We start from the raw sequence: 26,898 nt of genomic DNA on the forward strand, positions 1-26,898 counted from the left end.
CCGATCGGAATCATGATTCTGAATAATGCGGAGAACCGAATGCAGAATTGACGATTGTGTTAGTCGGAATTTACTACCGTAATGACATGAGTATCGCGCGCAATCACTTCGCCGATCACATCGCTATGCAGTCCGGCTTGCCCGAGCTCGCGTGCAAATTCGTCGGCACGGTCGGCGCCAATCGCCATCAGCAGGCCGCCGGAGGTCTGTGGATCGTACAGGACCTCTTCAAGAGACGTCCGTACGGTCGGAGCGATAGCCACGCGGTCCTGAAGCCAGGAACGGTTATCGCTTGCTCCGCCCGGATTGACACCCTCGGTTCCCAGCCGCTCCGCCTCCGTCAGGATAGGGATCGCATCTGCAAAGAACCGCAGGCTCACGCCTGAGGCCTCCGCCATTTCCATGCCGTGGCCGAGAAGACCGAAGCCGGTTATATCCGTGGCGGCGTGCGCGTCATACTTGAGCATCAACTCTGCGGCGGTACGGTTAAGCGAAGCCATCTGCTTGATTACCAACTGGGTAAGAGCAACAGACACTACGCCGCGCTTGATGCCGGTGGTGATAATACCGGTCCCGAGCGCCTTAGTGAGGAACAGCTTATCGCCGACTTCGGCGCCGGCGTTGGTGACAATTCGACCCGGTTCAACTATGCCGGTCACCGCCAGGCCGAACTTTAACTCCTTGTCCTTAATCGAGTGCCCGCCGACCACAACCGCGCCGGCCTCAAGGACCTTGTCGTTTCCACCGCGCAAGATATCACTTAGTATGCTGGGGGACAGAGTGCCCAGTGGAAATCCAACGATGTTCAGCACGGTGAGCGGTCGCCCGCCCATGGCATATACGTCCGAGAGCGCGTTGGCGGCAGCGATCTGGCCGAAGAAGTACGGATCGTCGACAATCGGCGGAAAAAAATCGACCGTCTGGACCAGAGCTGTCCGCTCGTCGAGGCGAAACACCCCGGCGTCGTCAGCCTTATTGAACCCGACCAGAAGGTCAGGGTGCGCCGACTGCGGCAGGTCTTTGAGCACGTCGGCCAGGAACCCCGGCCCGAGTTTGGACGCTCAACCGGCGCAGGAGACTTCGGCGGTCAATTTAATCGTGGTTTCTCTACGTTTGTCTTCCACGGGGGTAAGGGTAGCACAATACTTAAGGCAATGCAAGATGCAGGCTGCTTGTGTCAAGATTCTTACCGGTCACCCGTGTCCGGTATAGACCGTACCTTCTTGTCATCGGTTGACTTGAATCAAAGCGGAACCTGTTGCGTACAATGTTATGGTTGATATAAAAGATGGTAATAAAGGTCCGCTTGGGCGATTAAATTATCTTGTTTCCTGATCGCCTGATACGTATCTTGACTTGCGAGACAGGCCCCGGCCGCCATCCCTGCGATTCTTGCCCAAGACGTTGGCAGGTATGACATTGTCAGGGCAGCACGCAGCTAATTGATCCGGGAACTTCATCCATGAGCAATCTGTTTAGACAGAAGAGCCGCGAAGGCGGCGAACTTTTGGGCATGTTGGGGTGAAAAGTATGCCCGAGAGTTCGGTAAGACAGGTTGACAAGCGGAAGCAATTCGAGGCCGAAGCCCTGCCTCACATGGATGCGCTCTACCGCACGGCACTGAGGATGACTAAGAATCAGTCCGACGCGGAGGACCTTGTCCAGGAGACGATGGTCAAAGCCTACCGCTTCTGGGACAAGTTCGAACCGGGTTCGAACTGCCGGGCCTGGCTGTTCAAGATCATGACCAACATATTCATCAACGAATATCGGTCAAAATCGCGAACGCCGGTTTCGGTCAACATGGACGACATCGACGACAACTTTCTTTACGGACAGTTGGCGACGGTGAAGCCGGAAAAGAACCCGGAAGAGCAGTTATTTGCAAAGATTTTTGACGATGACGTCAAGAAAGCGATCGAGGAGTTGCCCGATGATTTTAGGCTGGTAGTGGTGCTGTCGTTTCTTGAGGATTTCTCCTATCAGGAGATCGCCGACATAGTCGAGCTGCAATTGGGAACGGTCAAATCGCGACTGCACCGCGGCCGCAAGCTCCTGCAGAAGAAGCTTTATGACTACGCAGTCAAGAATGGTTACATCAAGGACCTCACTACATGAATTGCCAGGAAGCACTGAGCCTGCTCTATGACATAATTGATAAAGAAGCTTCCGACATCGACACCAAGCAGGTTGAAGCGCACCTTCGCAATTGCAGGGATTGTTCCGGGGTCTATCGGCTGGAGCGCTCGGTCAACGAGTTGATCCAGGAGAAGCTGGCACACCAGCGGGTTACGCCGCGGCTCGACTCGCTCAAGGCTAAAGTCCTGTCAGAGCTCGATCAGATGGACTGCGCCAATCGGCCGCAGGCCACTCTCGAAAAGAAACAGGTAGAGCCGCTTCCCCGACCGGCGCTCCGCCTCGGCTGGGGGCTGGCGTTAGGCGCCGCCGCGGTAGTTCTGGTCGGCGTCATTCTCATCGCTAAAGACGTTTTCATCGATCACCGCGCTTATCTTCCGCTCGAACAGGCGCACTGGGCCGCCGCGGAGCAAATGGACCGGTATCGTGATCAGGCGGTCACCAGTGAGGCGCTGGCCGGCACAAGTGTATCCCTCGCTTATGATTTGTCGTCGCATGTGAACAGCTTCACAATGGTCGGTGGCCAGATGGAGACCGTTGACAACATTCCCATGGCGCACTTCGTTTACCACAACCAGGATCGCATCGTATCGGTATTCGTGGTCGATGTCAAGCGGATGTCAGTGCCAGAGGACCTTCGGGAGACCCTGGTGCATAGGAACGGGATCGAGTTCTATGATCATAACTGTCGTGGCTGCCGGCTGGTCTATCACCGCGTGGGCGACGCCTGGATCATCACCGCGACCACCCAGCGCGATGTTGAGCTTTTGGATTTCGTGCCGGGCCACGGGCCGGTGTAAGCACTCTTTACATTCCTGCAGGACGCACGGTTGATTCACAAAATCCGGCGCAACGGACGCGCCGGTTTTTTTTGTGGCTGCTTGTCTGAGAGTTCGGCAGTTGATTCACGCCTCCGCTTTTTGTTGAGTCGGGCCCGGGCGGCTCTAAATTGCCCGCGATGTCGGAGCGATGCTGTCACTCACTCATTGGCGGGTTTGTCGTCTTGTTTCTGGCGGCGCCTGCCGCGCTTCAATCGGGCGAATATCCGGATGAATCAGTAAGAGAAGCGTTGCTGTGTTCCCAGACGCTTTTGTTCAATGACCATTTCGCTCAGGCGGATTCCGTCCTCAGTGACCAGATAACAGTCAATCCACATGATCCCTCTGCCTATCTCTTCCGCGCCGGGGCGCTTTTCGCCGAGATGACCGACCGCGAGGAGAATCTGCACGAACCCCTGTTTAAGCAGTTGCTGAATACAGTTGATACACTGACTCTAAGTGTGCTCGACACCTGCGATAGCAGCACCGCCGCCTGGATGTATCTCTTCCGCGGCCATGCCCGGGCGTACCGGGCGCTGTGGGAATCGAAGTTCGGCTCCTCCGTTAGGGCCATGAAACTGGGTCTTTCCACAATTGATGAGTACCAGGCCGGGCTGCGCAGAGACAGCACGGTGCTCGACGTGTATGCCGGGATCGGCTCTTATCATTACTGGAAGTCGGCGCGGGCCGGGCTGCTACGCTGGCTGTTCATCTTCAAGAATGAAAAAGCCAAAGGGATCGCCGAGCTGCGCCTGGCCGCTGATTCATCACTGCTGCATCGCGATATCGCCCGCAGCGCTCTGATCTGGGTGTACCTCGATCACAAAGATTACGGTTCGGCTGTCGCGCTGGCCGAGGACTTCGTGCGAAAGTATCCCGAAGGGAAAACCTTCCATTGGCCGATGGCGCAGGCACGGTTCAAACAGGGACAGTATGCGGAGGCTGCCGTAGTATTCGAGAGACTTCGGAGCTTTTTCGACACCGCCCCCGGCAATTACTTCAACCTGGTCGAGTGTGATTATCATCTCGCTCGCTGCTATAGCTGGATGGAGGATCATGACCGGCTCCGCGAAACGCTCACGCGATTCAAGACGTACTCTGATCTGGTACCGCGCTCCACACAGCAGCGTCAGAGCGCCAGGTTGAATTACTTGCGAAAGATGGTGGCGCGGTAGACGCGTTGACGAGTCGGGCTCGGAGCCCGGTGCCACACCCTTTGGGTGGGAAGGCTATACGGTACGAACCCACGACATAGGTTACAGGTTATCCGGTAGCCTACAGCTTGCTGTGGGTTGGAATTGGTCGCGAAGAGAGCGATGTCGGGTTTCTCGCTCAAATGGTCAATGCTCGGAACCCGACCTACGTGACTGTGCCTGTGCGCCGCAGGCGCGCGGTGCGGTTTCAACATCGGGAAACTATCGGTACCCCACCCAACGGGTGGGTTCTTCATTCCCTGCAATCAAACCACAAAACTTCGTGCTGTCGGGCGACCCTGCCCGGCAGACGTTCGTGCGTCCGGTGGCCTACGGCTTGCTGTGGGTTGGAATTGGTCGCGAAGAGAGCGATGTCGGGTTTCTCGCACGAATGGTCAATGCTCGGAACACGACCTACGTGCCTGCTTCATAACGTCCGCCGCTCACGATATTGATTCTTGTGGCGCTAGTCCCCGCGAAGCTTGCCGCGCGCCAGCGACGCGAATATGCCTCCCAGGCAGAGCACTGCAAACACGGCGAAAGTCACTCTCGCGGAGGTGACGAACAACTCCTTGTTGGCCGGCTCAATTGCAGCCTTGCCGAGAAAGAGGGCCATGAGCATCATGAGGATTCCCATAGAGAACATCATCCCCAACTGGCGCACCATGGCGACCATTGCCCCTACCACGCCGAGGTAGCGCCGCTCGACTGAGCTCATGATGGCATTGGTGTTAGGGGAGGTAAACAAGGCGAAGCCGAATCCGAGAATGACCAGGCAAGTAACAACGTAGGTGATCGACGAGGCCGACGTGAGAAACACAAGGCAAACCAGCCCAAGCAGGCAGACCGCCATGCCGGTCGACGCTACCGTGCGGGGCTCAGTCTTGTCAGACAGGCGACCCGCCAGTGGCGAAAAGATCGTCTGGACAATCGGCTGGGCCATGAGCACAATCCCGGCCTCCTTCGGCGTGAGTCCTTTCAGGTTTTGCAGGTACAGACTCATCAGAAATCCGACTGCGAAAGTTGCAGAGTAGTTTATGAGTGCGGCCAGGCTCGAGAAGGCAAAAACCGTGTTGTGGCGAAACAGGCCGATATCAATAAGCGGATGGTCGATCTGCTGCTCGTAAATTACAAAGGCGATCACGCCGATCAGCCCGGTTGAACCGATCACTGCGGGCAGGGTGTCCGGCAGCTTGGAGAAGCCGTACATGGCCAGTAGGAGCGACAGGGCCAAAACGAGCGATCCGGCCAGATCGAATTTCGAGCCTTTGGCCTCCGCCCAGTCGCCCTTCAGCATGTACAGAATCACAGTGGCCAGAAAAACACCGATCGGGAGATTCATCCAGAAGATAAACCGCCAGCCCAGGTGCTGGGTAATCACACCGCCCATGAACGGCCCGACCGAAAGACCAAGATATACCGCCGAAACGGCAATCCCCAGCGCCTTCCCGCGTTCGCCCACGGGGAAGACCGAGATCAGAATGGGCATTCCGGTGGCAAAGATCATCGAGGAGCCAATCCCCTGCATCACGCGCGAGAATATCAGCCAGCCCGCCGACTGGGAGATCGCCACCAGTCCGGACGACAGCGTAAAAAGGGTTACTCCGTAGACATAAATGCGTTTACGGCCGTAGATATCGCCCAGGCGCCCGAAAGGAATCACAAAGGCGGCAGCAGAGAGTAGGAAGGCGGTGTTGACCCAGCCGAGCGTGACCGCTCCCATGGCCAGGTTCTGGCCGATAGTGGGGAGGGCTACATTGACCGACGAACCCATGAACGGGCCAAGAAAGGAACTCAGGGTGGCGACAATCAGCGCCGCCCGCTTGGAGGATCGGATCTCATCGGGTTGCATGGGTCAATTAGCGGGAATGATAGCACCGGGCGGTTCCCCGCACCATACAAATGTGACATTAGTCCCGGTTACGCAGCCGCCGGGCCCGCACGGGCGCTTTTTGACGGGCCAAAAAAAGTTGTTGCCTCGATTTGACCAAGTGGGGTATTTTTTAACCTGAAGACGAAATCCAATAAGCCAAGTAGATTTGACACCCCTCCGGATTATGCTTCTCTGGCGATAGAGAACATTCAGGTGCGACAGCTCGGTCGTTCCCAAGGAGGTGGTGCGTTAATTTAATACGACTGATCATGAGAGTTTTTAGCGTTCCATACGAGTAACTAACCTCTTTCTACGGTCAAAGGAGAATCTATGAAGCACTTCGCCCTTTTGGCGGCATGCGGCCTGCTGCTTGTGGCCGGTTCGGTTTTCGCGCAGGATGTGGCGAAGGTGAATCGCCCCGCGAATGTACCTTCGTTTGTCGGCTATGTCCCGGATGAGTTCATAGTCGTGCTTCGGTCGGACATAGGCAAGCTCAATACCCGGCCGGCAGCCAACGGTGTGATCGAAACCGGCATGTCCGATCTCGACGCACTGTCACACCGCTTTGCCGTTTCCAATTTCACCAAGCAGTTCCCCGGCAGCAACGAGGCACTGGTCTCGCTGACGCGCAATCTCGCCCGGTACTACAAGGTCAAATTCGAGTCGGGGACTCTCGATGACGCTATGGCGGCGTACCGCCAACACCCGCTGATCGACCATGTCGAGCCGATCGGCATTCACACCGTGTACGCCACGCCTAACGACGGATTCTACGGCGATCAATGGCACCTGACACAGGCTAACGATCACGATGTCGATGCCCCGGAGGCGTGGGATCTGGAGACCGGCGACCCCGCGATCATTGTCGCCATTTTAGACACGGGCGTGCGGTACTATCATAAAGACCTGGGTGGGTCGAATGCCTCGTCGACCAATCCGACCGCCGCCGACGGAAACATGTGGATCAACTGGACCGAGAAGAACGGTGCGGCCGGTGTCGACGATGACGGCAACGGGTACGTTGATGACTGGGTCGGCTACGACTGGGTAGACGGCGCCACGCCGTGCTGGTCGGGCGAGGACTGCAACACCGCTGACAACGACCCGCGCGATTTCAACGGCCACGGCACGCACTGTGCGGGCAATGTGTCCGCGATTACGAACAATGGATACGCCACGGCGGCCGTCAGCGGAGGCTGGGGCAACGGCACGCTCCAACCGACCGGAAACGGGGTCAAGACCATGGCTTGCCGTATCGGCTGGTCGGGTACTTACATTATCTGGGAAGTCGGGTATGTCCGGATGGATTTTGCCGCCTCGGCATTCTATTACGCCGCCAACAACGGTGCCCGGATTGCCTCCTGTAGTTGGGGTTCATCGAACTCCGGCGGTATCGACGCCGCGGTAACCTACTTCATCAACAGCGGTGGTCTGGTTTTCCATGCGGCGGGGAACGACGGCTCGCAGACGGCCGACTATCTGGGCGGCCGCACCGATGTCATCAATGTCGCCGCCACCGACAGCCTGGACTGCAAGGCGGACTTCTCGACCTACGGTACGTGGGTGGATATTTCCGCTCCCGGTACCGGTATTATGAGCCTGTATCACGATCATTCCGACCCGGCGAGCGATTATGTAGCGATGATGGACGGTACCTCGATGGCCACGCCGATTTCGGCGAGTGTGGCCGGGCTGATATGGTCGCGGCACCCCGATTGGACAGCCGCGCAGGTGCGCGATCGCCTGTATGCCACCGCTGACAACATCTACGGCCTGGGGTGCAACAGCAGCTATGCCGGAAAGCTTGGTGCGGGGCGTGTCAACGCGTTTAACGCCGTGAATGACGGTCCAGTGTGTGACGTGATCGCCAATTTCTCGGCAACCCCGACCAGCGGCTGCGCGCCGCTGGTAGTCAACTTTACTGATCTGTCCACTGGAACCGGGATCGATTCCTGGGCCTGGACATTCGGTGACGGGGGCACATCCACAGCACAGAATCCGAGCTACACCTATACCACAGCCGGGACCTATACGGTCACGCTGACTGCCACGAGCAGCAGCCAGGGATGCTCTGACGGCGAGACCAAGACCGCATACATAACGGTATCGACGACGCCGGTGGCCAATTTCTCGGGATCACCGACGAGCGGGTATGCGCCGCTGACCGTCAACTTCACCGATCTGTCGACCGGCGGCGCAACATCATGGAGCTGGGATTTCGGCGATTTGGGAACGTCGACCGCACAGAACCCTTCTCATGTCTATGCCTCAGCGGGGACGTACACCGTAACGCTGACGGCGAGCAATGCGTGCGGATCGGACGGCGAAACCAAAGTCGGCTATATCACCGTGTCCACACCACCCGCGCAGCAGTGTGACGATTTCAACGACGGCAACCTCACCGGCTGGGTCAATGCTCTCGGGACGTGGACCGCGACGGGTGGATACATGCGCGGCAATTCGAACACCACGAATGCGCGGATCACGTCGCCCTTCGGCTCGTTTACCACGGCGACTATTGACTGCGACGTGCGCATGAACTCGGGCCGCTCCCAGAGGAATGCGCGGATCATCTTCGCTTACCGGGACGCCAGCAATTACCGGTTCGTACAGGGTGATGATGTCGGCAACACCTGGAAGATTTACAATCGTGCCGGCGGTTCCAACACGCAGGTGGCCTCCTGGGCGCGCACGATCACTACTGGTGTATGGTATCATGTGCAGGTGATTGAGGCCGCCGACGGCACGACCACTCTGAAAGTCGACGGGGTCACTGTAGGCACCTACAAATTCGCCTCGGCGCTCGCCGGAGCGGTGGGCTGCGGGTTTACCAAGTCGGTATCTGATTTCGATAACTTCTGTGTGGGCGCGTCGGCCGGAGCTGCTGCCTTTACTGACGAAATCGCCGCCGAAACAGTGGCTCGGAGTCAAGACGGTATGATGCCGGCCGACTTCACGCTGGATCAGAATTATCCTAACCCGTTTAACCCGGCCACGACTATCGGCTATTCGCTGTCGGTCCCTGTGCATGTGACACTGGAAGTTTATAATGTCATCGGGCAGCGTGTGCGTACGCTTGTGGACCAGGCGCAGAGCCCCGGGCATTACGAAGTGGAGTGGAATTCGACCGATGAGGCCGGCAAACCGGTGGCCTCGGGAGTGTACTTCTATCGTCTGACGACTGACACACAGACGATGGCGAAGAAGATGCTTCTGCTCAAGTAACCGCGAAAGCGGTATCGCCCTCCTTTCTTTGCAAGAAGGGGCGGGTCGGAAACGGCCCGCCCCTTTGGCGTGGTGAAGCGGGCGCTCGTCGGCGGACTGGCGGCGGACAGGATCTCCCGCAACGGATTACATTTGAGTCCCGTTTCACTGATCCACCAATTATATTTCCGCTATGCAAGTCATCCGCTCAGTCAGGAAGATGCAAACGGTCTCGCGGCAACTCGCGGCGCGGGGAAAGAAAATTGCCGTTGTCCCGACCATGGGGGCGCTGCACGAGGGCCATCTGGCGCTGGTGCGCCGCGCGATGAAAGAAGCCGATGTCGTGATCACGACTATCTTCGTCAACCCCGCCCAGTTTGCCCCGCACGAAGATCTCGCCAAGTACCCGCGCGATGAGAAGTCCGATGTTCAGAAAATCAAAGCCACCCTGGGGAAGAGCGGGCGTTCGGGTATAGTGTTCGTGCCGAAGGCAGGGGAGATCTACCCGGACGGCTTTCAAACATGGCTGAATGTCGACAAGCTCTCCCAGGCGCTCGAAGGCAAGCGGCGTCCAGGGCACTTTCGCGGTGTGGCTACGGTGGTCGCCAAGCTATTCAACATCTGCCGTCCCGATGTCGCCGTATTTGGCATGAAGGACTACCAACAGGCGGTAGTGCTTCGCCAGATGACCCGCGATTTGGGCTACCCGGTCAAGTATATCATTGCACCGACCGTGCGCGAACCCGACGGCCTGGCGATGTCATCGCGAAATCGTTATTTCAATGAGCGCCAGCGCTGGGAGGCGGTCTGTTTGTATTATGCGCTGATGTCGGCGAGATCGATGGTCAGGTCGGGCATCGTCGACGTCAAGAAGATCACGAAAGAGATGCGCGCTGTCATTCGCGCCACCTGTCCCAGCGCGGAGATACATTATATTGCGTTTACGGACTTTGATACGCTGAAGGCTGTGGACACGGTCATGCGCAACACGGTTTGCTCATTATCGGTCAAAGTGCACGGGGTGAGTTTGATTGATAATATGAGGGTGGGGTAGGATTGGGATGCCGATAAATTCGTAGGGCAGAATCCCCCGCGGCTTCTGCGGGGTGATTCTGCCATCTGGCTGCGAGGCAATAGAGCGCGGTGGACGAGGATGTCCTTTACGCTCGAATGGCGTGAGTGATATCGCAGAATCACTCCGGCCGAAGCGGCCGGAGGATTCTGCGCTACGAATTCTCATTCGTGTTCCCCGCCCGCATCCCATCTTTCCCCTTGACCCTCCCTCCAAAACCACTACCTTCCCGCCACGCGAAAGGAGACATCTTTCACCATGCCTAAGCCGCGTCGAGATATCGGAATCGTGCCCAAAGGGTTCAACGCCGCGATCGTCAAACAGGATGCCGACGGTTGGAAATACCTGGTCTTTCAACGGGCCGAGTCGGAAACCTACGCCGGCTACTGGGGTTTTCTCACCGGTGAAAAACGCACCGACGAGTCAGTCGCCCAGGCAGTGGCGCGCGAGATTAAACACGGCCTCGGCCTGACCAATATCCGCATATTCGCCACCGAGTATCTGGTGCAGTTTTTCGAGCCGGAAAACGACAAAGTCTGGATTCTGCCGCTAATTGTCGTGGTCGTGCCGCCCGATGCGCAGGTGACTTTGTCCGACGAACATCAGCAGGCCCAGTGGCTCACCTCACGGTCGGCCAAGCACCGGGTGAGCTGGAAGAACCTCGTTAAGGCGGTTGACGATATCGCCGACGAGCTCGAAATCTTTCCGGCCAAAAACTGGGTCGAAATCCACCCGTAAGGAACCGGCCGGAACGACGGAACCAATTGGTTTACAGCCTGTTAGAAGCATGCTGAAGACTCAGGTTGCATAAGTGCGCCATTTAGATATATATTCGGGCCGCTTAGTCTGCTCAGACCGGCCAAAGATGACTGTACCGGCGATGCTGTGCCCGGCAGATGCCCACATCTGCCGAGAGGCGAGGCCCGCCGCCTGAGCTGCAACCGAGCAGGCAGATACAAATGCTGATCACCGTCTGCAAATCCAAAATCCACCGCGCCACGATCACCGAGGCCAATCTCAACTATGTCGGGTCGTTGACTATCGACGAGAACCTGATGAAGCTGGCCGATCTGGTTGAGTTCGAACGGATTTCGATTGTCAACGTGAACAACGGCGAGCGGTTCGACACCTATGTCATCCGCGGTGAGCCGGGGAGCGGCACGATTACGCTCAATGGGGCCGCCGCGCGCAAGGGGCAGCCGGGGGACCTGATCATCATTATCGCCTGGGCCTTGATCGACAAGAAAGAGGCGGCCACATTCAAGCCGGCCGTGGTCCATGTCGATCAGAATAACAGGCCGACCAGGAAGTAAACGTCGGCGCCCGGCGCCGAACTTCAGCTTACATCGGGTAGGAAAGTTTGACACGCAAGAAATCTGCAATTGTCCTCGCGGCAGGCAAGGGAAAGCGGATGAAATCCGACCTGCCCAAAGTGCTGCACGAGATCAACGGTCAGCCGATGATTCGGCTGCTGTTGGACACGCTCATCCCTGTCGGCTTTGATCACCTGGTTTTGGTTATCGGGCATAAGGCGGACTTGGTGCGCGAGGCCTTGGCGGATTATCCGGTGACGTTTGTTCTTCAGGAGCGCCAGCTTGGCACGGCCCACGCCGTCAGCATGGCAAAGGACAAGCTGGCCAGATTCGACGGTACCACTCTGGTGGCGGCCGGCGATGTGCCGTTTCTGTCGCGATCCTCAATCGACCGGCTTTTCGGGATCCATGAGAAATCGGGGGCGGCGGCGACCTGTTTATCGGCTGTCTTTGACGATCCGACCGGGTACGGTCGTATCGTGCGCAAACACGGTACCGATCTGATCGAGGAAATAATCGAGCACAAGGACGCCACTCCTGATGTCCTGAAAATCAGAGAGATAAACACCGGCACATTCTGTTTTGACAACCGGCTGCTGTTTGAGGCGATCGAGCAGATCGACTGCGCGAACGTCCAGCAGGAGTACTATCTGACTGACGCTGTGCGGATACTCAATCAAAAGGGTTATCCGGTCGCGGTCGTGCAGGCGCCCGACCCGGATGAAGTCCGCGGGGTGAACTCGGTCGAGCAGTTGCGCGAGTTAGCAGAAAAATTCGCCGGTGACTGAAAGAAACAGACGTTTTTTGCCAACCGGCCGACCGGTGGAGCGTTATAACTAGCGTAGGGCAGGTCCCCGTGGACCTGTCGATAGCGGCAGGAAGCCCGTCACTGGCGGGCACCTGCCCTACGCCAACCGGAAAACGGTTCCACTTTTTTTGATTGACGTATGCGTCGGGCCGCGCTAATATAATGCTGGGATTGGAGATAACGCCATGAAACGGATAGTCGCCACAGCCCTCTTGACACTCGCTCTAACCGGCGCGCCGGCTGCGCAGCAGGCCGATGTTGCGTCGCTCAAGGACTCCCAGGCCAACGCCGCAACCGGATTCGGTCTGAATCCGGCCGGCACGCCGTTTTCTCTGATCGACCTCTCGCGCATCAAGTGGTCAAACAGCTACTCTGTAGCGTTTTTCAGCGGCGGTGGTTCATCGGGATCGGTGGGCCTGTGGAGCACCACAATGGATTATGTAATCTCTTCTAAATTGCACTTGGCAATAAACTTAGGTGTTCTGCATAACCCCGGCTCCCTGTGGGGTCGGGCCGAATCTGAGGCCAGCTTCCTGCCCGGCTTCCGGCTCGATTATCGTCCGTCGGATAAGGTGCTGATGTCTCTTAGCGTACAGCGCGGAATCGGCTACTATGATCCCTACTACGGGCGGCCATACGGCGGCCGGTGGAGTCCCTTTCTAATTGAGTGAAAAACCTGATGGCCCGTTCTCTTCGAGTTTTCTCAGACCCAAGCTTCCCCCGACAACCCAATGTTTAACCGCAAGCGCTCGCATCCGGCGGCGCCATCGCCGGACAGCATTCCGCAGGCAACTCCTCGGTACCGCCGACTGTCTCGGATTCTGGACGTAGCGTTATTGCTGGGATGCGTTGCGGTAGTAGTGTACCTCGGCGTGAGAGCCTATCCGGTTGCCGGCGGCTACTCGCTGGAAAAACCGACCCCGCACCATCAGGTGCGTCTGCAAATCGTCGATGCATCCGGAAAGCTGGGAGGAATTAAGCAATTGGCGGAACAAATTGAGGCTGTTTCCGATTTAGAAATCGAAGTCTCCATTGTAGAAACGAAGCGGTTCGATACCCGTCAGATTTCGAAGTCGTTCCTGCTTTCGCGCGTTGACGACTTGGCGGCCTGTCGCATCTTAGCCGAGCGGCTCGGAATGGAGCCCGGTGAGGTCGAGTATAAACCCCTGGAGAACAATCGTGAGGTAATCACCGCCACGCTGGTAGTCGGCGCCGACGGCATCCGCCCTGCCGTGGTGGCGTCGAAATAAACAGGAGATTCAGATCGCAATTTGAGAAAACTTTCCCCGCTTGCTCTCGCCCGTGCGGCCGGTCGGCTCGCTCTCGAAAAAAAAGGTTTCGATGTCAGAATACTCAAGCTCAAGGACTTGTCATCCGTCTGTGACTACTTTGTTATCGCTTCGGGCGAGGCCGATATCCATGTACGGGCGATCGCGGAAGAGATTTACGACGGCCTGGCTGACCTGGGCCAAAAGCCAACTTACCGCGAGGGTCAGCGCGAGGGCAATTGGGTATTGCTTGACTATATCGATGTAGTTGTGCATGTTTTCTATGAACCAACCCGGCGCTTCTATGCTCTGGAGAGACTGTGGGGCGATGCCCCGGTCGAAGAACTCTCGGACGACTGAGGAAAGGTAACCTGTTTGGAAACAAAAACTGATAACAAAAACTCCGCAATGGAACTGGCCGAGCTGAAGAAGAAGACGATCGCCGAGCTTCTCGCGGCGGCCGAGGCGCTGGATATCCCCGGGGTGTCCGGCTTGCGCAAGTCCGAGCTGATCTACAAGATCATGGAGGCTCAGTCCACCGGCAGCGAGGGCATGATTTTCGCCGAGGGTGTTCTGGAGACCATGGAGGAGGGGTACGGTTTCCTCCGCTCGCCGGACTACTGCTACCTGCCCGGCCCGGATGATATCTACGTGTCACCGTCGCAGATCAAGCGCTTCGACCTCCGCACCGGCGATACCATCTCCGGCCAGGTGCGTCCGCCCAAGGATAACGAGCGGTATTTCGCGCTGCTCAAGATCGAGGCGGTCAACTACGACGATCCGGATGTTGCCAAGCACAAGACGCTGTTCGATAACCTGACCCCGCTCTATCCGGACAAGGCGTTCAAGCTCGAGGTGGGCCAGCAGGAAGTCACCACTCGCATCATCGATCTTATGTGCCCGATCGGCCGGGGCCAGCGTGCGCTGATTACGTCGCCGCCTAAAGCCGGCAAGACGATCATCCTGCAGAAGATCGCGCAGGCGATCACTGCCAATCATACCGAAGTCAAGTTGATCGTGCTTCTTATCGACGAGCGCCCCGAAGAGGTCACCGACATGCGCCGCTCGGTCAAGGGCGAGGTGATATCCTCTACTTTCGACGAACCCGCCGAGCGCCACGTGCAGGTTGCCAAGATGGTTTTGGAGAAAGCCAAGCGCCTGGTCGAGCACAAGCAGCACGTGGTTATCCTGCTCGATTCCATTACCCGCCTGGCCCGCGCCCATAACGCGGTGGTGCCGCACTCAGGCAAGATTCTTTCCGGCGGTGTCGATTCCAACGCCCTGCACATGCCGAAACGGTTTTTTGGCGCGGCGCGCAATATCGAAGAAGGCGGCTCGCTCACGATTATCGGCACGGCGCTGATCGAGACCGGCTCGCGCATGGACGAGGTCATTTTCGAGGAGTTCAAGGGCACCGGCAACATGGAGATGGTGCTGGACCGTCGCCTGGCGGAACGGCGCATTTACCCGGCGATGGACATCAACCGGTCCGAGACTCGCAAGGAGAATCTGCTGCTGGAAGAGGATGTGCTGTCCAAGCTGTATATCCTGCGGCGGTTCCTGGCGGAGATGAATCCGATCGAGTCGATGGAGTTCCTCCTGGGCCGCATCCAAAAAACCGAGAGCAACCGCAAATTCCTGGCCTCGATGAAGGATTAGTCGGGCGGGTTGGCTTCATACCCGCTATGGGACGATTTCGGGACTAACAGGACGTTGTGGACGAGCACCTCGGATCGAGAGCAGATGTCGGGTTTCTCGCTCAAGTGGTCAATGCTCGGAACCCGACCTACAACGCTATCCTCATACAACAGGTAGCCCACAGCTTGCTGCGGGTACGTTTTTCTTTTAGAGGATTGTCGGGCGGGTTTGCTTCATGCCCGCTATGAGATGATCTCGGGGCTAACAGGACGTTGTGGACGAGCAGCTCGGATCAAGAAAAGATGTCGGGTTTGCCGCTCCATTGGATAATGCGGCGAACCCGACCTACAGTCTGAGAGCGCCAAGTTCGTAGTGGCAGAACTACCTCGGCCGAAGCGGCCGAGGGGTTCTGTCCTACCGCTTCTTCGTGTACTTCGGTTGGTATAGCTCCACTTTGATGTCGCCGGGCATCATGAGGTGGGTGACGAAACCGTAACCGTGATCTTCAATGTCGTCCACGAACTGCACGCCGCGAGATTTCAGCTCCGCAACTGTTGCGTTGATGTCGTCACAGTAGAACGAGATATACGGTTGTCCCGACGGCTGCCCGTTGGCCGGGTCGTCCGGGTGGCAACCCATGTCGGCCTCGGGCAAGTTGAATGTCAGCCAGCCGTCGCCGACATCGGTGTAAGAGAACCGGAGTTTGTCACGAATGAACGCCCGCAGCTCCTCCGGCTGCGACGTAAAGAACATCGTATGTACGCCTTTGATCATCGGGTCTCCTTCAGGTTGTGTCAGCCCAAGCCAAAGATGCGGTGTTTGGATCGAGGAGGGCAACGATTTTGGTCTCGTGGTCTTGTAAGGATGCTGAATCCAATTCCAGCGCAAGCGCTGGGGCACCAGACCGGAACCTCCCGCACACGATGAGGTGTCGGGTTTCTCGCTCAAATGGTCCATGCTCGGAACCCGACCTACAGCACTGACCGATATACAGGAGCGCAACCAGAGAGGGGCAGACCAGGAGGCCAGCCGCCCACGCTCCAGCCGAGTCTCGTAAGGCTGGTTTGCTTCATACCCGCCATGAGATGAACGTTGCACTTAATGTATCGTTGTGCACGGAGCACTAAAGACCCACCCGCAAGCGGGTGAGCCACCAAGCGGGAGCTCTGCCGCCCACGGTTACGCTGGGGCACCAGCACCAGCTGCGCATCGGAGCTTTTATCTTGTTGCTCATCCAATCCCGCAGCATCATAATCAGTTACGGATGACATGAACTCGGTCTGCATATCAGCCGATGGGTACAATTATCATGAAAGAGCCGGTCGTTGAGCTTACAAATATCCACCAGCGCGTTGAACGCGGCGGCTTTCTCTTTCGCGGCTTGAATCTCAAGCTCGAATCCGGCTGCTCCGCGGTGATCGCCGGCGCGTCGGGCTCCGGTAAAACCACACTGGTCGAGATGATGCTCGGCCTTCGCACACCGGAGCAGGGGCAGGTGCTCATGTTCGGCCAGTCACTGTTTCCGCTGCGACGCCGGATTGTCCGCCAGGTCCGCCGACAGATCGGCGGGGTGGGCGGGCCGTTCGGCCTTGTGCCGACATTGACGGTAGCGGAGAATATCACCCTGCCGCTGGTTCTCAACGGCGAGCACAAGCGCGCCCAGCAGGAGCGGCTGTTTCGTATGCTCTCCGAGTTCTCCCTGCTGAAACTGGCCGCCAAGTACCCGCGGCATTTGACACGCGTGGAGACCATGCTGGTCCAGTTCGCCCGCGCCGCGATTGCCGATCAGCCGCTCATACTGGTCGATGAACCGTCGGCCGGTCTCGATTCGACCAGTTACCAGCGGGTGATCGAATCGCTCGTGAAAGTGGCGCTGTCGGGCAGCTCGATGCTCATACTCGCGTCGCAGCCCCCGCCGGGAGAGATTCCACACAGCCGGACTTACTTTCTTCGCAACGGGGTCCTGGAATGAGCCGGGCGGCGCACACGGCCATGCGCGTGGGCCGCAACCTGCGTCACAATGCCGGGACTGCGGCGGCCTCGCTGTTATCACTTACCCTGCTGTTTCTTCTTTTTGATTTCTTCTGGATCGCCGCCGGAACTGCCGATCGCTTCTATCGTGATCTTCTCTCCGAACTTCGCGTGGAGGTGTTCGTTGACGAGGCGGTGTCGGATTCGACCCTTACCGGCATAGCCGATTGGGTGATGCAGATCGACGGTGTAATCAATTGCGAACTCATCTCCCGCGACCTGGCCCGGCAGCGCCTGGCCGACATGGTGGGCACCGATCTTCTCGTGGGATACGAACAAACCAACCCGCTGCCGCGCTCGTATATGTTGACCGTACAGGATGATTTCCGCAACGGCGCCGCCATGGCGAAGTTGGAACAAGGTTTGAGAACGATTGCCGGGCTGAGCGAAATACACTACAGCCGCGAATGGCTGGACAAGGCCGAGCGGGCCAAGGAGGTCATATTCCAAATCGGCCTGGTGCTCGGAGTGCTGATATTCGCAGGAGCGCTTGTCAGCTCGGCCAACAACATTCGTCTGATGACCCGTGCCCAGGCGGTCGGGTTCCGCCAGATGCTGCTCTTGGGAGCCGGGCGCGTCTTTCTTTCTCTGCCATTTCTGATTGAAAGCTTCCTGATAAGTGGTGTCGCCGCGCTCCTGGGCTGGGCGCTGATCTTTTATGGCCGCACGCGGATCGGTCTGGCCCAAATCGATATCGTCTTTCCGTCGACAAATGAGATAGCATTGTTCTGTGCAGGCGCGGCTCTGCTTGGCGCTGTAAGCGGGCTGCTCGGACTGCGCAAGATGCTGAGAGATTAGTATGACGGTGCGAATGTGCGGTGCAATCGCGACGGTTGTCTTCGTTCTGTCGGGAGTCGTCCGAGCTGATGACGAATCCGCCGACATCCTCCGGCAGAAAGTAGAACTGGAAAAAATCCAGAAGGATGTCGACGCCGGACAGCGTCGCCTTGACTCGCTTGAAGCCGAGCAAGGCAAGGTGCTGAAGGCGATCGGCAAGTACGATGAGCGCATCGCGTCGGACCGCCAGGTCCTTCGTCGCCTGAACAAACAGCTAAGCCAGTTGCAGGCCGATATCAAGCGGGGCGATTCCCTCCTGAACGCCTACCGTGAGCAGTATGATCGCCGTCAGCGGCGGTATCTCGGCAACATTCGCCAATTCTACGCCCTGGCGAGGAAGCCGATGAAAGCGTTCACTGCTGATCCCAACGAAGAACTGGAGTACAACCGCAAGATCGTCTATCTGACGGCGCTGGCGGATTTCGAATCCGGTACGGTCAGAGATGCGTCTGCGATGGTGGACCAGTCGGCGGTTCAGCTTGGTGATATGAGCGATCGCCAAAAACAGATCTCGACTCTGAAAAAAGAGCGCGAGACCAGCCGCGCCCTGGGCGAGTCCCAGAAGCAGCGCCAGGAGAAGAGTCTCGACCAATTGCGCCGCAAGAGCATGGCCGAGGCCGACCGGGTGATCAGCCTTCGCCAGGCGGCCGAGGAGATGCAGAATATTCTGGAGCGACTCGAAAAAGCCCGCCTGAGCCGACCGACCCCACAGGCCGATAAGGGACCGTCGGCGTTCGCCGCCCTGCAGGGGAAGCTGCTCGCGCCGTGCCGAGGGAAGATCGTGGTCAATTTCGGCGAACAGGTCGATCCGGTTACTCGCCTGCGATCGTTCTCACCCGGGGTTTCCATACGGGCGAGACCCGGGGCCGATATTGATTGTGTGGCGTCGGGCACGGTGGCGTATTCGGGTAATTTGCGCGGTTACGGGAATTTTGTTATCATCAATCATGATCACCAGTTCTACAGCACCTATGCCGGTCTCGGCGAGATATTGGTGTCCGAGGGCCAGTTTGTGGCGTCGCGGACGAGACTCGGCCGCGCCGCCAAGGATGGTGTAGTCAGGTTTGAACTGCGTAACGGACGTGAACCGCTCGACCCGGTGAAGTGGATTCAGATTGAGTCGCTTTGATATTGTTCAGGGGCAGTCGAAGGCATGGACAATACTCGCCCGCGCCCATGCGGCCGGGAAGGTGGCGTCGACCTATCTGTTCCACGGCCCCGAAGGTGTGGGCGCCTGGAGCCTGGCGATCGAGTTCGCCGCGCTTCTGAACTGCGAGTCGCCCCTTGGTACGCCGGACCGACCCGATACGCGCCGACCCTGCGGCGAATGCCGTAACTGCCGTCTCGTACACGATCTCAATTTCGAGGGACTACATCTGATCGTCCCGCTTCCGCCGCACAAGGAGCAGGCTGACTCGGGGACCGTGGTCGACGAGGCCGGGCGGGTCGCACGCGGGAAAGCGAGGGCTGATGATGATGACGAAGTCCCTGAAGACACTATTGGCCTGACCAACCTGGTGCTGAAATCGAAGCGGGAAGAACCGTTCGCGCTGTTGGATCGCGCGCGCTCCATCAGCATACCGATTGAACTGGCCCGCAAGGTGAAGCGGCAACTTTCGGTGCGCGGCCCGGCCGGGATTGTGCGCGTGGTCGTCTTTTACCAGATGGATACGATGAGGCCGGTCTCCGCTGATGCGCTGCTCAAGCTGATCGAGGAACCGCCGACGGATACCGTGATCATCCTGACGGCCCTGAATCCCGACAAGATTCTGCCCACCATTCTTTCTCGCGCCCAGAAGATAAGGCTGGATCGGCTGCCGGAGCCGATGATCGTGCGCTATCTTGTGGAAAAGTACAAGGTATCGGAGACCGAGGCTCGCCGGGCTGCCAGAGTGACCGAGCGCTCGCTGGGCCGGGCGATCAGTATCCTGCCGGTCGAGGGCGAAGAGCGTAGCGACACCCGTGAGATCGCATGGATACTTTTCCGGGCACTCGTACACGGCTCGGCATCGGAGCTGGTGGGCAGGATGAGCGAAAGCCTGAATTTCCGAGATCGCGGGCAGGCGCAGGAACTGGTTCTGGCGTGGCAATCCCTGCTGCGCGATTGCGCCTGGATGGCGCATACGGGCGACGACGCGGAACTCGTCAATGTTGATCATACGCATGAGATCAGCGAAATGGCGGTACGCTTTGGCGATGCCTCTGCGGTGCAGCGGATGATCGTCACGACCAAGAATACGCTTGCCGACTTGCAGCTCAATGTGCATATTCAGCCTGCGTTACTTGCTATGGCCCTTAAACTTAAGGTCGACCTGCAGCCGGACGGCAAGGCCGCGGCCCGACGGATATAGTATGGCAGAACTGTTTCAGGTAGAATTCAAAGGCTCCCGGAGGGAGTACTTCTATAATAGTTATCACCACAGTCTGAAAATCAACGACTACGTGATCGTACAGGCGGAACAGGGCGAAGATATGGGCCGCCTATCCAAACGCATAACTGTCGAGATGCAATTCGATGCCAAGTCGATTCCGCGATCAATCCTCCGCAAAGCGGGCGAGGAGGACCTCAGCCACTATCGCCGCCTCAAGGCCGACGAGGAGCGCTTCCAAAAAGAGGTCGTGGGCATTATCAAAAAACACGGTCTCGCCATGAAAGTGGTCGATGTCGAGTGCCTGTTCGATGGGGGTAAGATCACGTTCTACTTCACGGCCGATCACCGCGTGGATTTCCGCGCGCTGGTGCGTGACCTGGCCTCGCGCTATCGCACGCGAATCGAACTCAGACAGATCGGTGTGCGCGACGAAGCCCGTCGGCTCGACGGGATGGGCATCTGCGGCCGCCGCCAGTGCTGCAACTGCCACATTAAGGAGTTTGCGCCGGTGTCTACGTCTCATGCGCGCGACCAGGATCTCTCGCTCAATCCGGCCAAGATCTCCGGCAACTGCGGCCGCCTGCTGTGCTGCCTGCGCTACGAGGCTGAGTTTTATTCGTCGGTCAAGAAGAAGTTTCCGCCAGTGGGCGCGGTCGTGCTGACCGACAAGGGTTCGGGCCGCATCAATAGAATCGACGTATTCCGCCAGGAGGCAGTATTCCTAAACGACGAGGACGTTCCGTGCCGCGCCTGCCCGCGCGAGATCAAGAACATTCTCGACACCCGCGGCCGGTGGGAACCGTCGATGCGGCCCGGTGAAATCCCCCTGGATGAGGAAGAGCGTCGCCGCCTGGAGCTGCTCGACGACGAGTCGTCCAATCATCAGTAGCATTCCTGAAACGAGGTCATCCCGTGGCAAAACCGTTCTACGTTACCACTCCCATATACTATGTGAACGACATTCCCCATATCGGACACGCTTACACGACTATCGCCGCCGACATGCTGGCCCGGTTTCACCGGCTGGCCGGACGCGAGGCTTTCTTTCTGACCGGCACCGATGAACACGGCAGCAAGGTCGCCGATGCCGCTCGCGCCGCCGGGAAGTCGCCGCAGGAATTGTGCGACACGATTGTCACCAAGTTCATTGATACCTGGAAAGCGCTCGATATCGAGAACGACTATTTCATCCGCACCACCTCCGAACGCCACGCCCAGGGCGTGCGGAAGATTCTCGATGTCATGTTGAACGCCCGCACCGATGACGGCCGTGAGGTGGTTTACTCCGATTATTACGAGGGTTTGTACTGCACCGGCTGCGAGAAGTTTATCACGGAAAAAGACCTTGTCAACGGGCTATGTCCCGATCACAAAAGGCCGCCGGAAAAGATCAGGGAGAAGAACTACTTTTTCCGCCTGACCGCCTATATCGATAAAGTAAAGGAACTGATCGAATCGGGAAAGATGCTCGTGTTGCCTGAGGAGCGCCGTCGCGAGGTGCTCGGCCTGATCGGGCAGGAGCTGCCCGATTTTTCTCTTTCCCGCGAGCGTGTGGAGTGGGGGATTTCGCTGCCGTTTGATTCGACGCAGGTGGCGTATGTGTGGATCGACGCCCTCTCCAATTATATCACGGCTATCGGCTACGGGGACGACCCGAAGGCTTTCGCGAAGTGGTGGACCAACAGTGAGGTGGTCCATCTGATGGCCAAGGACATCCTCAAATTCCATTGCCTCTACTGGCCCGCCATGCTCATGGCGGCCGGGCTCAAGCCGCCGGATATACTCTTTTTGCATGGGTTCTTCACGGTCGACGGTGACAAGATGTCCAAGTCGCTCGGCAACCAGATCGATCCGAATGACATGGTCAGGCAGTTCGGCCCCGACGGCACGCGGTACCTGCTCCTGACACAGTATCCGTTCGGTGTCGACGGCGACATTCAGGCCAAACGATTCGGAGTGCAGTATAATTCCGATCTGGCCAACGATCTCGGTAATCTTGTGTCGCGGGTGCTGAAGATGGTCGCGGTCAATTTCGATGGCCGTGTTCCCAAGCCGGCGCGCGGGCTTGACGGTCTCGACGATCTCGTTGCTGTGGCCGAGGCGCTGCCGGGAATCACCTATGAGCATATCAAGCAGTACCAGTTGACCCATGCCATCGGCGAATCGATCAAGCTGGTCCGCCAGGCCAACAAGTTCTTCAACGATACCACCCCATGGATTCTCGCCCGGAACGGTCAAACCGAAAAGCTGGGCGGCATCCTGTATGCCTGCCTTGAAGTCATGCGGATTGTCTCGATCACGCTCTATCCGATTATGCCCCGCAAGATGCGAGAGTTGCGCAAGGTCCTCGGACTCGATGATTCTACTTTGACTCTTTACAACGCCCAGAAGTTTTTCGAGCTGCAGCCGGGCTCACCGGTCAGTATCGAACAGGCGATCTTCCCGCGCGTAGAAGTCGCAGACCAATCCGCCGAGCCGGCCAGAACAGAAGTGGCAGCATCATCGGACGGCCTAGTGGACATCTCTGTGTTTGGACGATTGGAGCTCCGTGTTGCGGAGATAATCCAGGCCGAACGGGTGGCGGGAGCCGATCGCCTGCTGAAGCTCCAGATAAGCCTCGGGTCCGAGAAACGGCAAATAGTGGCCGGGATAGCCGAATTCTATTCGCCCGATCAGGTGGTAGGCCGGAAGATTGTTGTGGTTGCCAATCTCAAGCCGACTACTATCCGCGGGATCGAATCGCGCGGTATGCTGCTCGCCGCCAAGAAGGGGAGCCAGTTGTCGCTCGTGTCGCTCGATCGAGATCTTCCTCCCGGCGCCAAAGTCAGTTGATGATCGACTCGCATTGTCACATCGATTTTCGCGATTTCGACGGGATTCGCGACGAAGTTGTCAGCGAGGCCCGCGAGGCCGGTGTGCATACCATTATTAATGTGGGCGCAGATTTGGAATCATCCCGGCGCGCGGTCGAGCTGACCGGACGCTACGAGATGATTCGTGCAACAGTGGGCATACACCCCCATGATGCCAAGACTCTCACGCCCGAAGCACTCGCGGAAGTCAGGAGCCTGGCCGGTAGACCGAAAGTGGTGGCGATAGGAGAAATAGGGCTGGATTTCTACCGCGATCTCTCTCCGCGGCCGGTTCAGAAAACGGCGTTCCATCAGCAGATGCAATTGGCGGTCGAGTTGAAGCTACCGGTTGTCATTCACACGCGCGAGGCATTTGATCAAACCTGTTTGATCGTTGGCGAGTACGCTGAACTGCTGCCAGGCGGGGTGTTCCATTGTTTTCCGGGCGACGTCGACGAGGCATATCGCGTGATCGAAATGGGGTTTGTGATTGGAGTCGGCGGCGTGGTGACCTACGACCAATCGCGCCTGTCACGTGTGGCGGCGGAAATCCCGCTCGATAAGATGATTATCGAAACCGATGCTCCCTATCTCGCACCGATACCTTTTCGCGGCAAGATCAATCGCCCCGCATACGTGCGGTATGTGCGCGACAAGATCGCGCAGCTTCGAGGCATGCCTCCGGCGGAAGTAGAGAAGCAAACCGACCGCGCCTGTCGCAAGCTGTTTCGTCTCGCGGAGACCTTCGGGGGTTAGCGGTGCCCGCGTACCACGCCAAGAAACGGCTGGGGCAGAACTTTCTTAAGAGCGAGGAGGTTATCGGCCGCGTAATCGAGCTTCTTGCACCGGCACCGAATGACATTATTGTAGAAATCGGCCCCGGCCGTGGTGCGCTGGCCCTGCCGCTGGCCAGGGCGGGCGCCACCCTGTGGGCGGTAGAATTTGATCGTGACCTGATCGGGTATCTCTCTTCACTGTTGTCTGATTACGCCAACGTTCAATTACTAAACGACGACTTCCTAAAATTCAATCCGACAGCCCGTGAGCTGGGGCGATTCAAACTGGTCGGCAATCTCCCGTACAATATCACCTCGCCGGTGCTCGACTGGTGTTTGCGTTATCGTGAATATCTGGTGACAGTCGTGTTAATGGTGCAGCGGGAACTGGGAGCGCGAATTGCAGCGTCGCCGGGAAGCAAAGACTGGTCACCGCTCGGCATACTGACACAATCAGCCTTTTCGGTCGAACGGGCATTCGATGTCTCCGCCGAGCATTTTGAGCCGAGGCCCGATGTGATGTCGACCGTAGTCAGGCTGACTCCGTTGCCGGAGCCGGCCGCCCCGGTCACCGGCTTGTTCGAGCGCGTAGTGCGGGCGTCGTTTCAACATCGCCGGAAGACCCTTCTGAACAACCTGGTACCCACATTCTCACTGGACACCAAAGTGGCCGGCGGATTGCTCACCGAGCTTGGCTTGTCGCCCATGACTCGCGCTGAAGAGCTGTCTATCGCTCAGTTTTTGACATTGACGGCTGCGCTGGAACGCCATAAGCTTCTGTGACGGCAGGCTGAGTTGCCGCAGAAAACGTGGTTAATATAGGGGACTAAGTCCATGGCTCTTTTGAGCGTGAATCTCGATCAAGTTGCGGCGCTCCGTGAGGTGCGCAAGCGGCGCGAACCGGACCCGGCCCAGGCCGCGGTGATGGCCGAGTTGGCCGGCGCCGACGGTATCGCTATCGCGCTTCGCCGCGACCGGAAATATATCCGCGATCGCGACCTGTATATCCTGCGCGAAGTGGTCAAGACGCGCCTGATTATCGAAGTGCCTCCCACTGAGGAGATTATCGCGCGCGTGCTCGAAGTCAAGCCGGCCATGGTGACTCTGGTCGCCGACCACGCCGATCCTGATCTGCAGGTTTCCGGGATCGATTTTCATTCCGCGCCTGTGGATTTCTCCGATGTGGCCGGCCGCTTCAAGGGCGCCGGGATAGGCGTCTGTTTCTTTGTCGAGCCTGAGCCCGATACTGTCAAGGGGGCCGCCAAAGCGGGGGCCGATGCCGTGCTTATCAACTGCGGCAGTTTCACCCTGGCGCTGACGCTCGAGGAAGCCCAGCGCGAACTGGACCGGATCGATAACGCCGCCCAGGCCGCGTCGAAAGCCGGCCTGTCGGTTTATGCCGGGCGCGGTATCAACAGCAAGAACGTGATGGCCCTGCACGAACTGGGCCTGTTTGACGAGTTTTTCGTGGGCCACTCGATTATCTCGCAGGCGTTGCTGGCGGGGATGACAGCGGCGGTGGCGGAGATGCTCGCCGCCATACGCACTGATGTGCGTGAGGGATAATCGCGGTGTCGGACCACGAGGACGAATTACCCGGCGAAACGATCACCCACCAGGTGCCGCCCGATATCGGCGCTGCTCGTCTGGACAAGTACCTTGGGGATCATCCGGAGATCGGGCTGACCCGCTCACGCGCTCAAAAGCTGATTTTCCAGGGGTTGATATTAGTCGATGGCCGCAAGGTGGTTGCCAAGCATTCTCTGAGCGGTGGGGAACTGATCGAAATGACCATCCCGCCCCTGCCGGTGGAGGGTATCAAAGGCGAGAATTCTCCTCTAAACATTGTATTTGAGGATGATTGGTTAATTGTGGTCAACAAGCCGGCCGGCATGGTGACGCATCCGGGTGTTGGCAACCGGAGCGGCACGCTGGCTAACGCGCTGGTCTATCATTTCGAAAAGCTCTCACATGAGTCCGGGAAACACCGGCCGGGAATCGTGCATCGGCTTGATCGCGACACTTCCGGCCTGCTCGTGGTCGCCAAGGACGATGATACTCATCTTGCCTTGCAGCAGGCGATCAAGGCACGTGAGCTCAAGCGCACCTACATGGCGCTAATCTGCGGCCACATGAAGGGAGACACCGGGGAGATTGACCTGCCGGTCGGGCGTGACCCGAAAAACCGCACGCTTATGGCGGTCGAGGGTGACGATCCGCGCGAGGCGACCACGCGGTGGCGGCTGATCGAACGGTACCGCTCCTACGATCTGCTGGAAGTTTCGCTCGATACCGGGCGGACTCACCAGATTCGCGTGCATTTTTCGCATCTGGGGCACCCGGTGTTCGGTGATCCTGATTACGGCGGCCGTGAGCAATGGGTGAACGCGATGTTCGGCCCTGAGCGCCCGCTGGCGCGTCGCCTTCTGGAGGCTCTGCCGCGCCAGGCGCTCCACGCTGCTAAGATCGAATTCCCACACCCGAAGACAGGGGAAAGGATGATGTTTGAGGCGAAGCTGCCGGGGGATCTGACGAGCGTGATTGATGTTCTGCGCGCAGAATAGTAGCGACTGTGTTGAGATCAAGTCAATTTTGGTTCCCAGTATTGGTTTTTGGCGAGCATGGCGTTGAGGATGGTGATGAGCTTGCGCATGCAGGCCACGTTAGCGGTCATCTTTGATTTGCCGGACGCCAGAAGGCGCTGGTA

General features: G+C 58.1%; 25 protein-coding genes and 1 pseudogene. 22 read left to right on the top strand and 4 right to left on the bottom strand.

Annotated features, from left to right (window positions below; all coding sequences use genetic code 11):
* Nucleotides 1-59: 59 nt before the first annotated feature.
* Nucleotides 60-1,046: pseudogene (selD, locus tag AB1772_05545) on the bottom strand (selenide, water dikinase SelD).
* 484 nt (nucleotides 1,047-1,530) lie between these two features.
* Here selD and AB1772_05550 point away from each other — a divergent pair.
* The 3 genes from AB1772_05550 (at nucleotide 1,531) to AB1772_05560 (ending at nucleotide 4,129) form a co-directional block, all read left to right on the top strand.
* On the top strand, nucleotides 1,531-2,118 hold the full coding sequence (locus tag AB1772_05550; protein MEW5795806.1) for a sigma-70 family RNA polymerase sigma factor: 588 nt from the start codon (nucleotides 1,531-1,533) through the stop codon (nucleotides 2,116-2,118).
* Complete coding sequence (locus AB1772_05555) at nucleotides 2,115-2,936, top strand: zf-HC2 domain-containing protein (protein ID MEW5795807.1); 822 nt, start codon at nucleotides 2,115-2,117, stop codon at nucleotides 2,934-2,936. Before AB1772_05550 ends, AB1772_05555 begins: the two co-directional genes overlap by 4 nt.
* Before the next feature lie 158 nt (nucleotides 2,937-3,094).
* On the top strand, nucleotides 3,095-4,129 hold the full coding sequence (locus AB1772_05560) for a tetratricopeptide repeat protein (GenBank protein ID MEW5795808.1): 1,035 nt from the start codon (nucleotides 3,095-3,097) through the stop codon (nucleotides 4,127-4,129).
* Nucleotides 4,130-4,613: 484 nt separating this feature from the next.
* Here AB1772_05560 and AB1772_05565 read toward each other — a convergent pair whose 3' ends face one another.
* Nucleotides 4,614-5,999, bottom strand: a complete 1,386-nt coding sequence (locus tag AB1772_05565; protein MEW5795809.1) for an MFS transporter — start codon at nucleotides 5,997-5,999, stop codon at nucleotides 4,614-4,616.
* Between the two features lie 351 nt (nucleotides 6,000-6,350).
* Between AB1772_05565 and AB1772_05570 the strand changes: the two genes are divergently transcribed.
* The 9 genes from AB1772_05570 (at nucleotide 6,351) to rho (ending at nucleotide 15,344) form a co-directional block, all read left to right on the top strand.
* Entirely contained in the window at nucleotides 6,351-9,245 is a 2,895-nt protein-coding gene (locus AB1772_05570) for a S8 family serine peptidase (protein MEW5795810.1), read from the top strand.
* A gap of 172 nt (nucleotides 9,246-9,417) precedes the next feature.
* Nucleotides 9,418-10,278 carry a pantoate--beta-alanine ligase gene (panC, locus tag AB1772_05575; GenBank protein MEW5795811.1) on the top strand — a complete coding sequence of 287 codons (861 nt, stop codon included), beginning with the start codon at nucleotides 9,418-9,420 and terminating at the stop codon, nucleotides 10,276-10,278.
* Between the two features lie 276 nt (nucleotides 10,279-10,554).
* The gene (locus AB1772_05580; protein MEW5795812.1) at nucleotides 10,555-11,034 is read left to right on the top strand and encodes an NUDIX domain-containing protein; all 480 of its coding nucleotides are present in this window, start codon (nucleotides 10,555-10,557) and stop codon (nucleotides 11,032-11,034) included.
* Nucleotides 11,035-11,255: 221 nt separating this feature from the next.
* Complete coding sequence (gene panD, locus AB1772_05585) at nucleotides 11,256-11,609, top strand: aspartate 1-decarboxylase (protein ID MEW5795813.1); 354 nt, start codon at nucleotides 11,256-11,258, stop codon at nucleotides 11,607-11,609.
* 47 nt (nucleotides 11,610-11,656) lie between these two features.
* Nucleotides 11,657-12,397, top strand: a complete 741-nt coding sequence (locus AB1772_05590; GenBank protein MEW5795814.1) for an NTP transferase domain-containing protein — start codon at nucleotides 11,657-11,659, stop codon at nucleotides 12,395-12,397.
* Between the two features lie 205 nt (nucleotides 12,398-12,602).
* Nucleotides 12,603-13,088 carry a hypothetical protein gene (locus AB1772_05595; GenBank protein ID MEW5795815.1) on the top strand — a complete coding sequence of 162 codons (486 nt, stop codon included), beginning with the start codon at nucleotides 12,603-12,605 and terminating at the stop codon, nucleotides 13,086-13,088.
* A 60-nt stretch (nucleotides 13,089-13,148) separates the two neighbouring features.
* Nucleotides 13,149-13,667, top strand: coding sequence for a hypothetical protein (locus AB1772_05600; GenBank protein MEW5795816.1), 519 nt, complete (start codon nucleotides 13,149-13,151; stop codon nucleotides 13,665-13,667).
* A gap of 21 nt (nucleotides 13,668-13,688) precedes the next feature.
* On the top strand, nucleotides 13,689-14,045 hold the full coding sequence (gene rsfS / locus AB1772_05605) for a ribosome silencing factor (GenBank protein MEW5795817.1): 357 nt from the start codon (nucleotides 13,689-13,691) through the stop codon (nucleotides 14,043-14,045).
* Between the two features lie 48 nt (nucleotides 14,046-14,093).
* Nucleotides 14,094-15,344, top strand: a complete 1,251-nt coding sequence (gene rho, locus AB1772_05610; protein ID MEW5795818.1) for a transcription termination factor Rho — start codon at nucleotides 14,094-14,096, stop codon at nucleotides 15,342-15,344.
* Nucleotides 15,345-15,737: 393 nt separating this feature from the next.
* Here rho and AB1772_05615 read toward each other — a convergent pair whose 3' ends face one another.
* The gene (locus AB1772_05615; GenBank protein ID MEW5795819.1) at nucleotides 15,738-16,097 is read right to left on the bottom strand and encodes a VOC family protein; all 360 of its coding nucleotides are present in this window, start codon (nucleotides 16,095-16,097) and stop codon (nucleotides 15,738-15,740) included.
* A 520-nt stretch (nucleotides 16,098-16,617) separates the two neighbouring features.
* Here AB1772_05615 and AB1772_05620 point away from each other — a divergent pair.
* Genes AB1772_05620 through AB1772_05665 form a run of 10 tightly spaced genes read left to right on the top strand, consistent with a single transcriptional unit; the run spans nucleotide 16,618 to nucleotide 26,755 of the window.
* Nucleotides 16,618-17,295 carry an ATP-binding cassette domain-containing protein gene (locus AB1772_05620; protein ID MEW5795820.1) on the top strand — a complete coding sequence of 226 codons (678 nt, stop codon included), beginning with the start codon at nucleotides 16,618-16,620 and terminating at the stop codon, nucleotides 17,293-17,295.
* Nucleotides 17,292-18,152 (top strand): permease-like cell division protein FtsX, encoded by an 861-nt coding sequence (locus AB1772_05625; protein ID MEW5795821.1) that lies wholly within the window; start codon nucleotides 17,292-17,294, stop codon nucleotides 18,150-18,152. The genes AB1772_05620 and AB1772_05625 overlap by 4 nt, the downstream gene beginning before the upstream one ends.
* A gap of 1 nt (nucleotide 18,153) precedes the next feature.
* Nucleotides 18,154-19,320: a peptidoglycan DD-metalloendopeptidase family protein gene (locus tag AB1772_05630; GenBank protein ID MEW5795822.1), complete on the top strand. Its 1,167-nt coding sequence runs from the start codon at nucleotides 18,154-18,156 to the stop codon at nucleotides 19,318-19,320.
* Entirely contained in the window at nucleotides 19,307-20,542 is a 1,236-nt protein-coding gene (locus tag AB1772_05635) for a hypothetical protein (GenBank protein ID MEW5795823.1), read from the top strand. Before AB1772_05630 ends, AB1772_05635 begins: the two co-directional genes overlap by 14 nt.
* A gap of 1 nt (nucleotide 20,543) precedes the next feature.
* A complete protein-coding gene (gene ricT, locus AB1772_05640; protein ID MEW5795824.1) occupies nucleotides 20,544-21,452 on the top strand; it encodes a regulatory iron-sulfur-containing complex subunit RicT in 909 nt (302 codons plus the stop codon).
* Between the two features lie 23 nt (nucleotides 21,453-21,475).
* Nucleotides 21,476-23,395, top strand: coding sequence for a methionine--tRNA ligase (gene metG, locus AB1772_05645; GenBank protein ID MEW5795825.1), 1,920 nt, complete (start codon nucleotides 21,476-21,478; stop codon nucleotides 23,393-23,395).
* Nucleotides 23,395-24,171: a TatD family hydrolase gene (locus AB1772_05650; GenBank protein ID MEW5795826.1), complete on the top strand. Its 777-nt coding sequence runs from the start codon at nucleotides 23,395-23,397 to the stop codon at nucleotides 24,169-24,171. The genes metG and AB1772_05650 overlap by 1 nt, the downstream gene beginning before the upstream one ends.
* A gap of 2 nt (nucleotides 24,172-24,173) precedes the next feature.
* Nucleotides 24,174-24,974: a 16S rRNA (adenine(1518)-N(6)/adenine(1519)-N(6))-dimethyltransferase RsmA gene (rsmA, locus tag AB1772_05655; protein MEW5795827.1), complete on the top strand. Its 801-nt coding sequence runs from the start codon at nucleotides 24,174-24,176 to the stop codon at nucleotides 24,972-24,974.
* 51 nt (nucleotides 24,975-25,025) lie between these two features.
* The gene (locus tag AB1772_05660) at nucleotides 25,026-25,757 is read left to right on the top strand and encodes a pyridoxine 5'-phosphate synthase (GenBank protein ID MEW5795828.1); all 732 of its coding nucleotides are present in this window, start codon (nucleotides 25,026-25,028) and stop codon (nucleotides 25,755-25,757) included.
* A gap of 5 nt (nucleotides 25,758-25,762) precedes the next feature.
* The gene (locus tag AB1772_05665) at nucleotides 25,763-26,755 is read left to right on the top strand and encodes an RluA family pseudouridine synthase (protein ID MEW5795829.1); all 993 of its coding nucleotides are present in this window, start codon (nucleotides 25,763-25,765) and stop codon (nucleotides 26,753-26,755) included.
* Nucleotides 26,756-26,772: 17 nt separating this feature from the next.
* Here the strand turns inward: AB1772_05665 and AB1772_05670 are convergent.
* A partial coding sequence (locus tag AB1772_05670) for an IS110 family transposase (protein MEW5795830.1) occupies nucleotides 26,773-26,898 on the bottom strand: 126 nt, incomplete at its 5' end.

This window comes from Candidatus Zixiibacteriota bacterium (genome assembly GCA_040752815.1).
In the GTDB taxonomy this organism is placed as follows: Bacteria; Zixibacteria; MSB-5A5; order GN15; family FEB-12; genus JAGGTI01.

Coding starts and splice junctions, on each gene's coding strand:
- AB1772_05660 (MEW5795828.1), top strand. CDS start 25,026: ATGGCTCTTTTGAGCGTGAATCTCGATCAAGTTGCGGCGCTCCGTGAG.
- AB1772_05625 (MEW5795821.1), top strand. CDS start 17,292: ATGAGCCGGGCGGCGCACACGGCCATGCGCGTGGGCCGCAACCTGCGT.
- AB1772_05550 (MEW5795806.1), top strand. CDS start 1,531: ATGCCCGAGAGTTCGGTAAGACAGGTTGACAAGCGGAAGCAATTCGAG.
- ricT (MEW5795824.1), top strand. CDS start 20,544: ATGGCAGAACTGTTTCAGGTAGAATTCAAAGGCTCCCGGAGGGAGTAC.
- AB1772_05565 (MEW5795809.1), bottom strand. CDS start 5,999: ATGCAACCCGATGAGATCCGATCCTCCAAGCGGGCGGCGCTGATTGTC.
- AB1772_05650 (MEW5795826.1), top strand. CDS start 23,395: ATGATCGACTCGCATTGTCACATCGATTTTCGCGATTTCGACGGGATT.
- AB1772_05555 (MEW5795807.1), top strand. CDS start 2,115: ATGAATTGCCAGGAAGCACTGAGCCTGCTCTATGACATAATTGATAAA.
- AB1772_05620 (MEW5795820.1), top strand. CDS start 16,618: ATGGGTACAATTATCATGAAAGAGCCGGTCGTTGAGCTTACAAATATC.
- AB1772_05580 (MEW5795812.1), top strand. CDS start 10,555: ATGCCTAAGCCGCGTCGAGATATCGGAATCGTGCCCAAAGGGTTCAAC.
- AB1772_05630 (MEW5795822.1), top strand. CDS start 18,154: ATGACGGTGCGAATGTGCGGTGCAATCGCGACGGTTGTCTTCGTTCTG.
- AB1772_05595 (MEW5795815.1), top strand. CDS start 12,603: ATGAAACGGATAGTCGCCACAGCCCTCTTGACACTCGCTCTAACCGGC.
- AB1772_05615 (MEW5795819.1), bottom strand. CDS start 16,097: ATGATCAAAGGCGTACATACGATGTTCTTTACGTCGCAGCCGGAGGAG.
- panD (MEW5795813.1), top strand. CDS start 11,256: ATGCTGATCACCGTCTGCAAATCCAAAATCCACCGCGCCACGATCACC.
- AB1772_05560 (MEW5795808.1), top strand. CDS start 3,095: ATGTCGGAGCGATGCTGTCACTCACTCATTGGCGGGTTTGTCGTCTTG.
- AB1772_05600 (MEW5795816.1), top strand. CDS start 13,149: ATGTTTAACCGCAAGCGCTCGCATCCGGCGGCGCCATCGCCGGACAGC.
- panC (MEW5795811.1), top strand. CDS start 9,418: ATGCAAGTCATCCGCTCAGTCAGGAAGATGCAAACGGTCTCGCGGCAA.
- rho (MEW5795818.1), top strand. CDS start 14,094: ATGGAACTGGCCGAGCTGAAGAAGAAGACGATCGCCGAGCTTCTCGCG.
- AB1772_05570 (MEW5795810.1), top strand. CDS start 6,351: ATGAAGCACTTCGCCCTTTTGGCGGCATGCGGCCTGCTGCTTGTGGCC.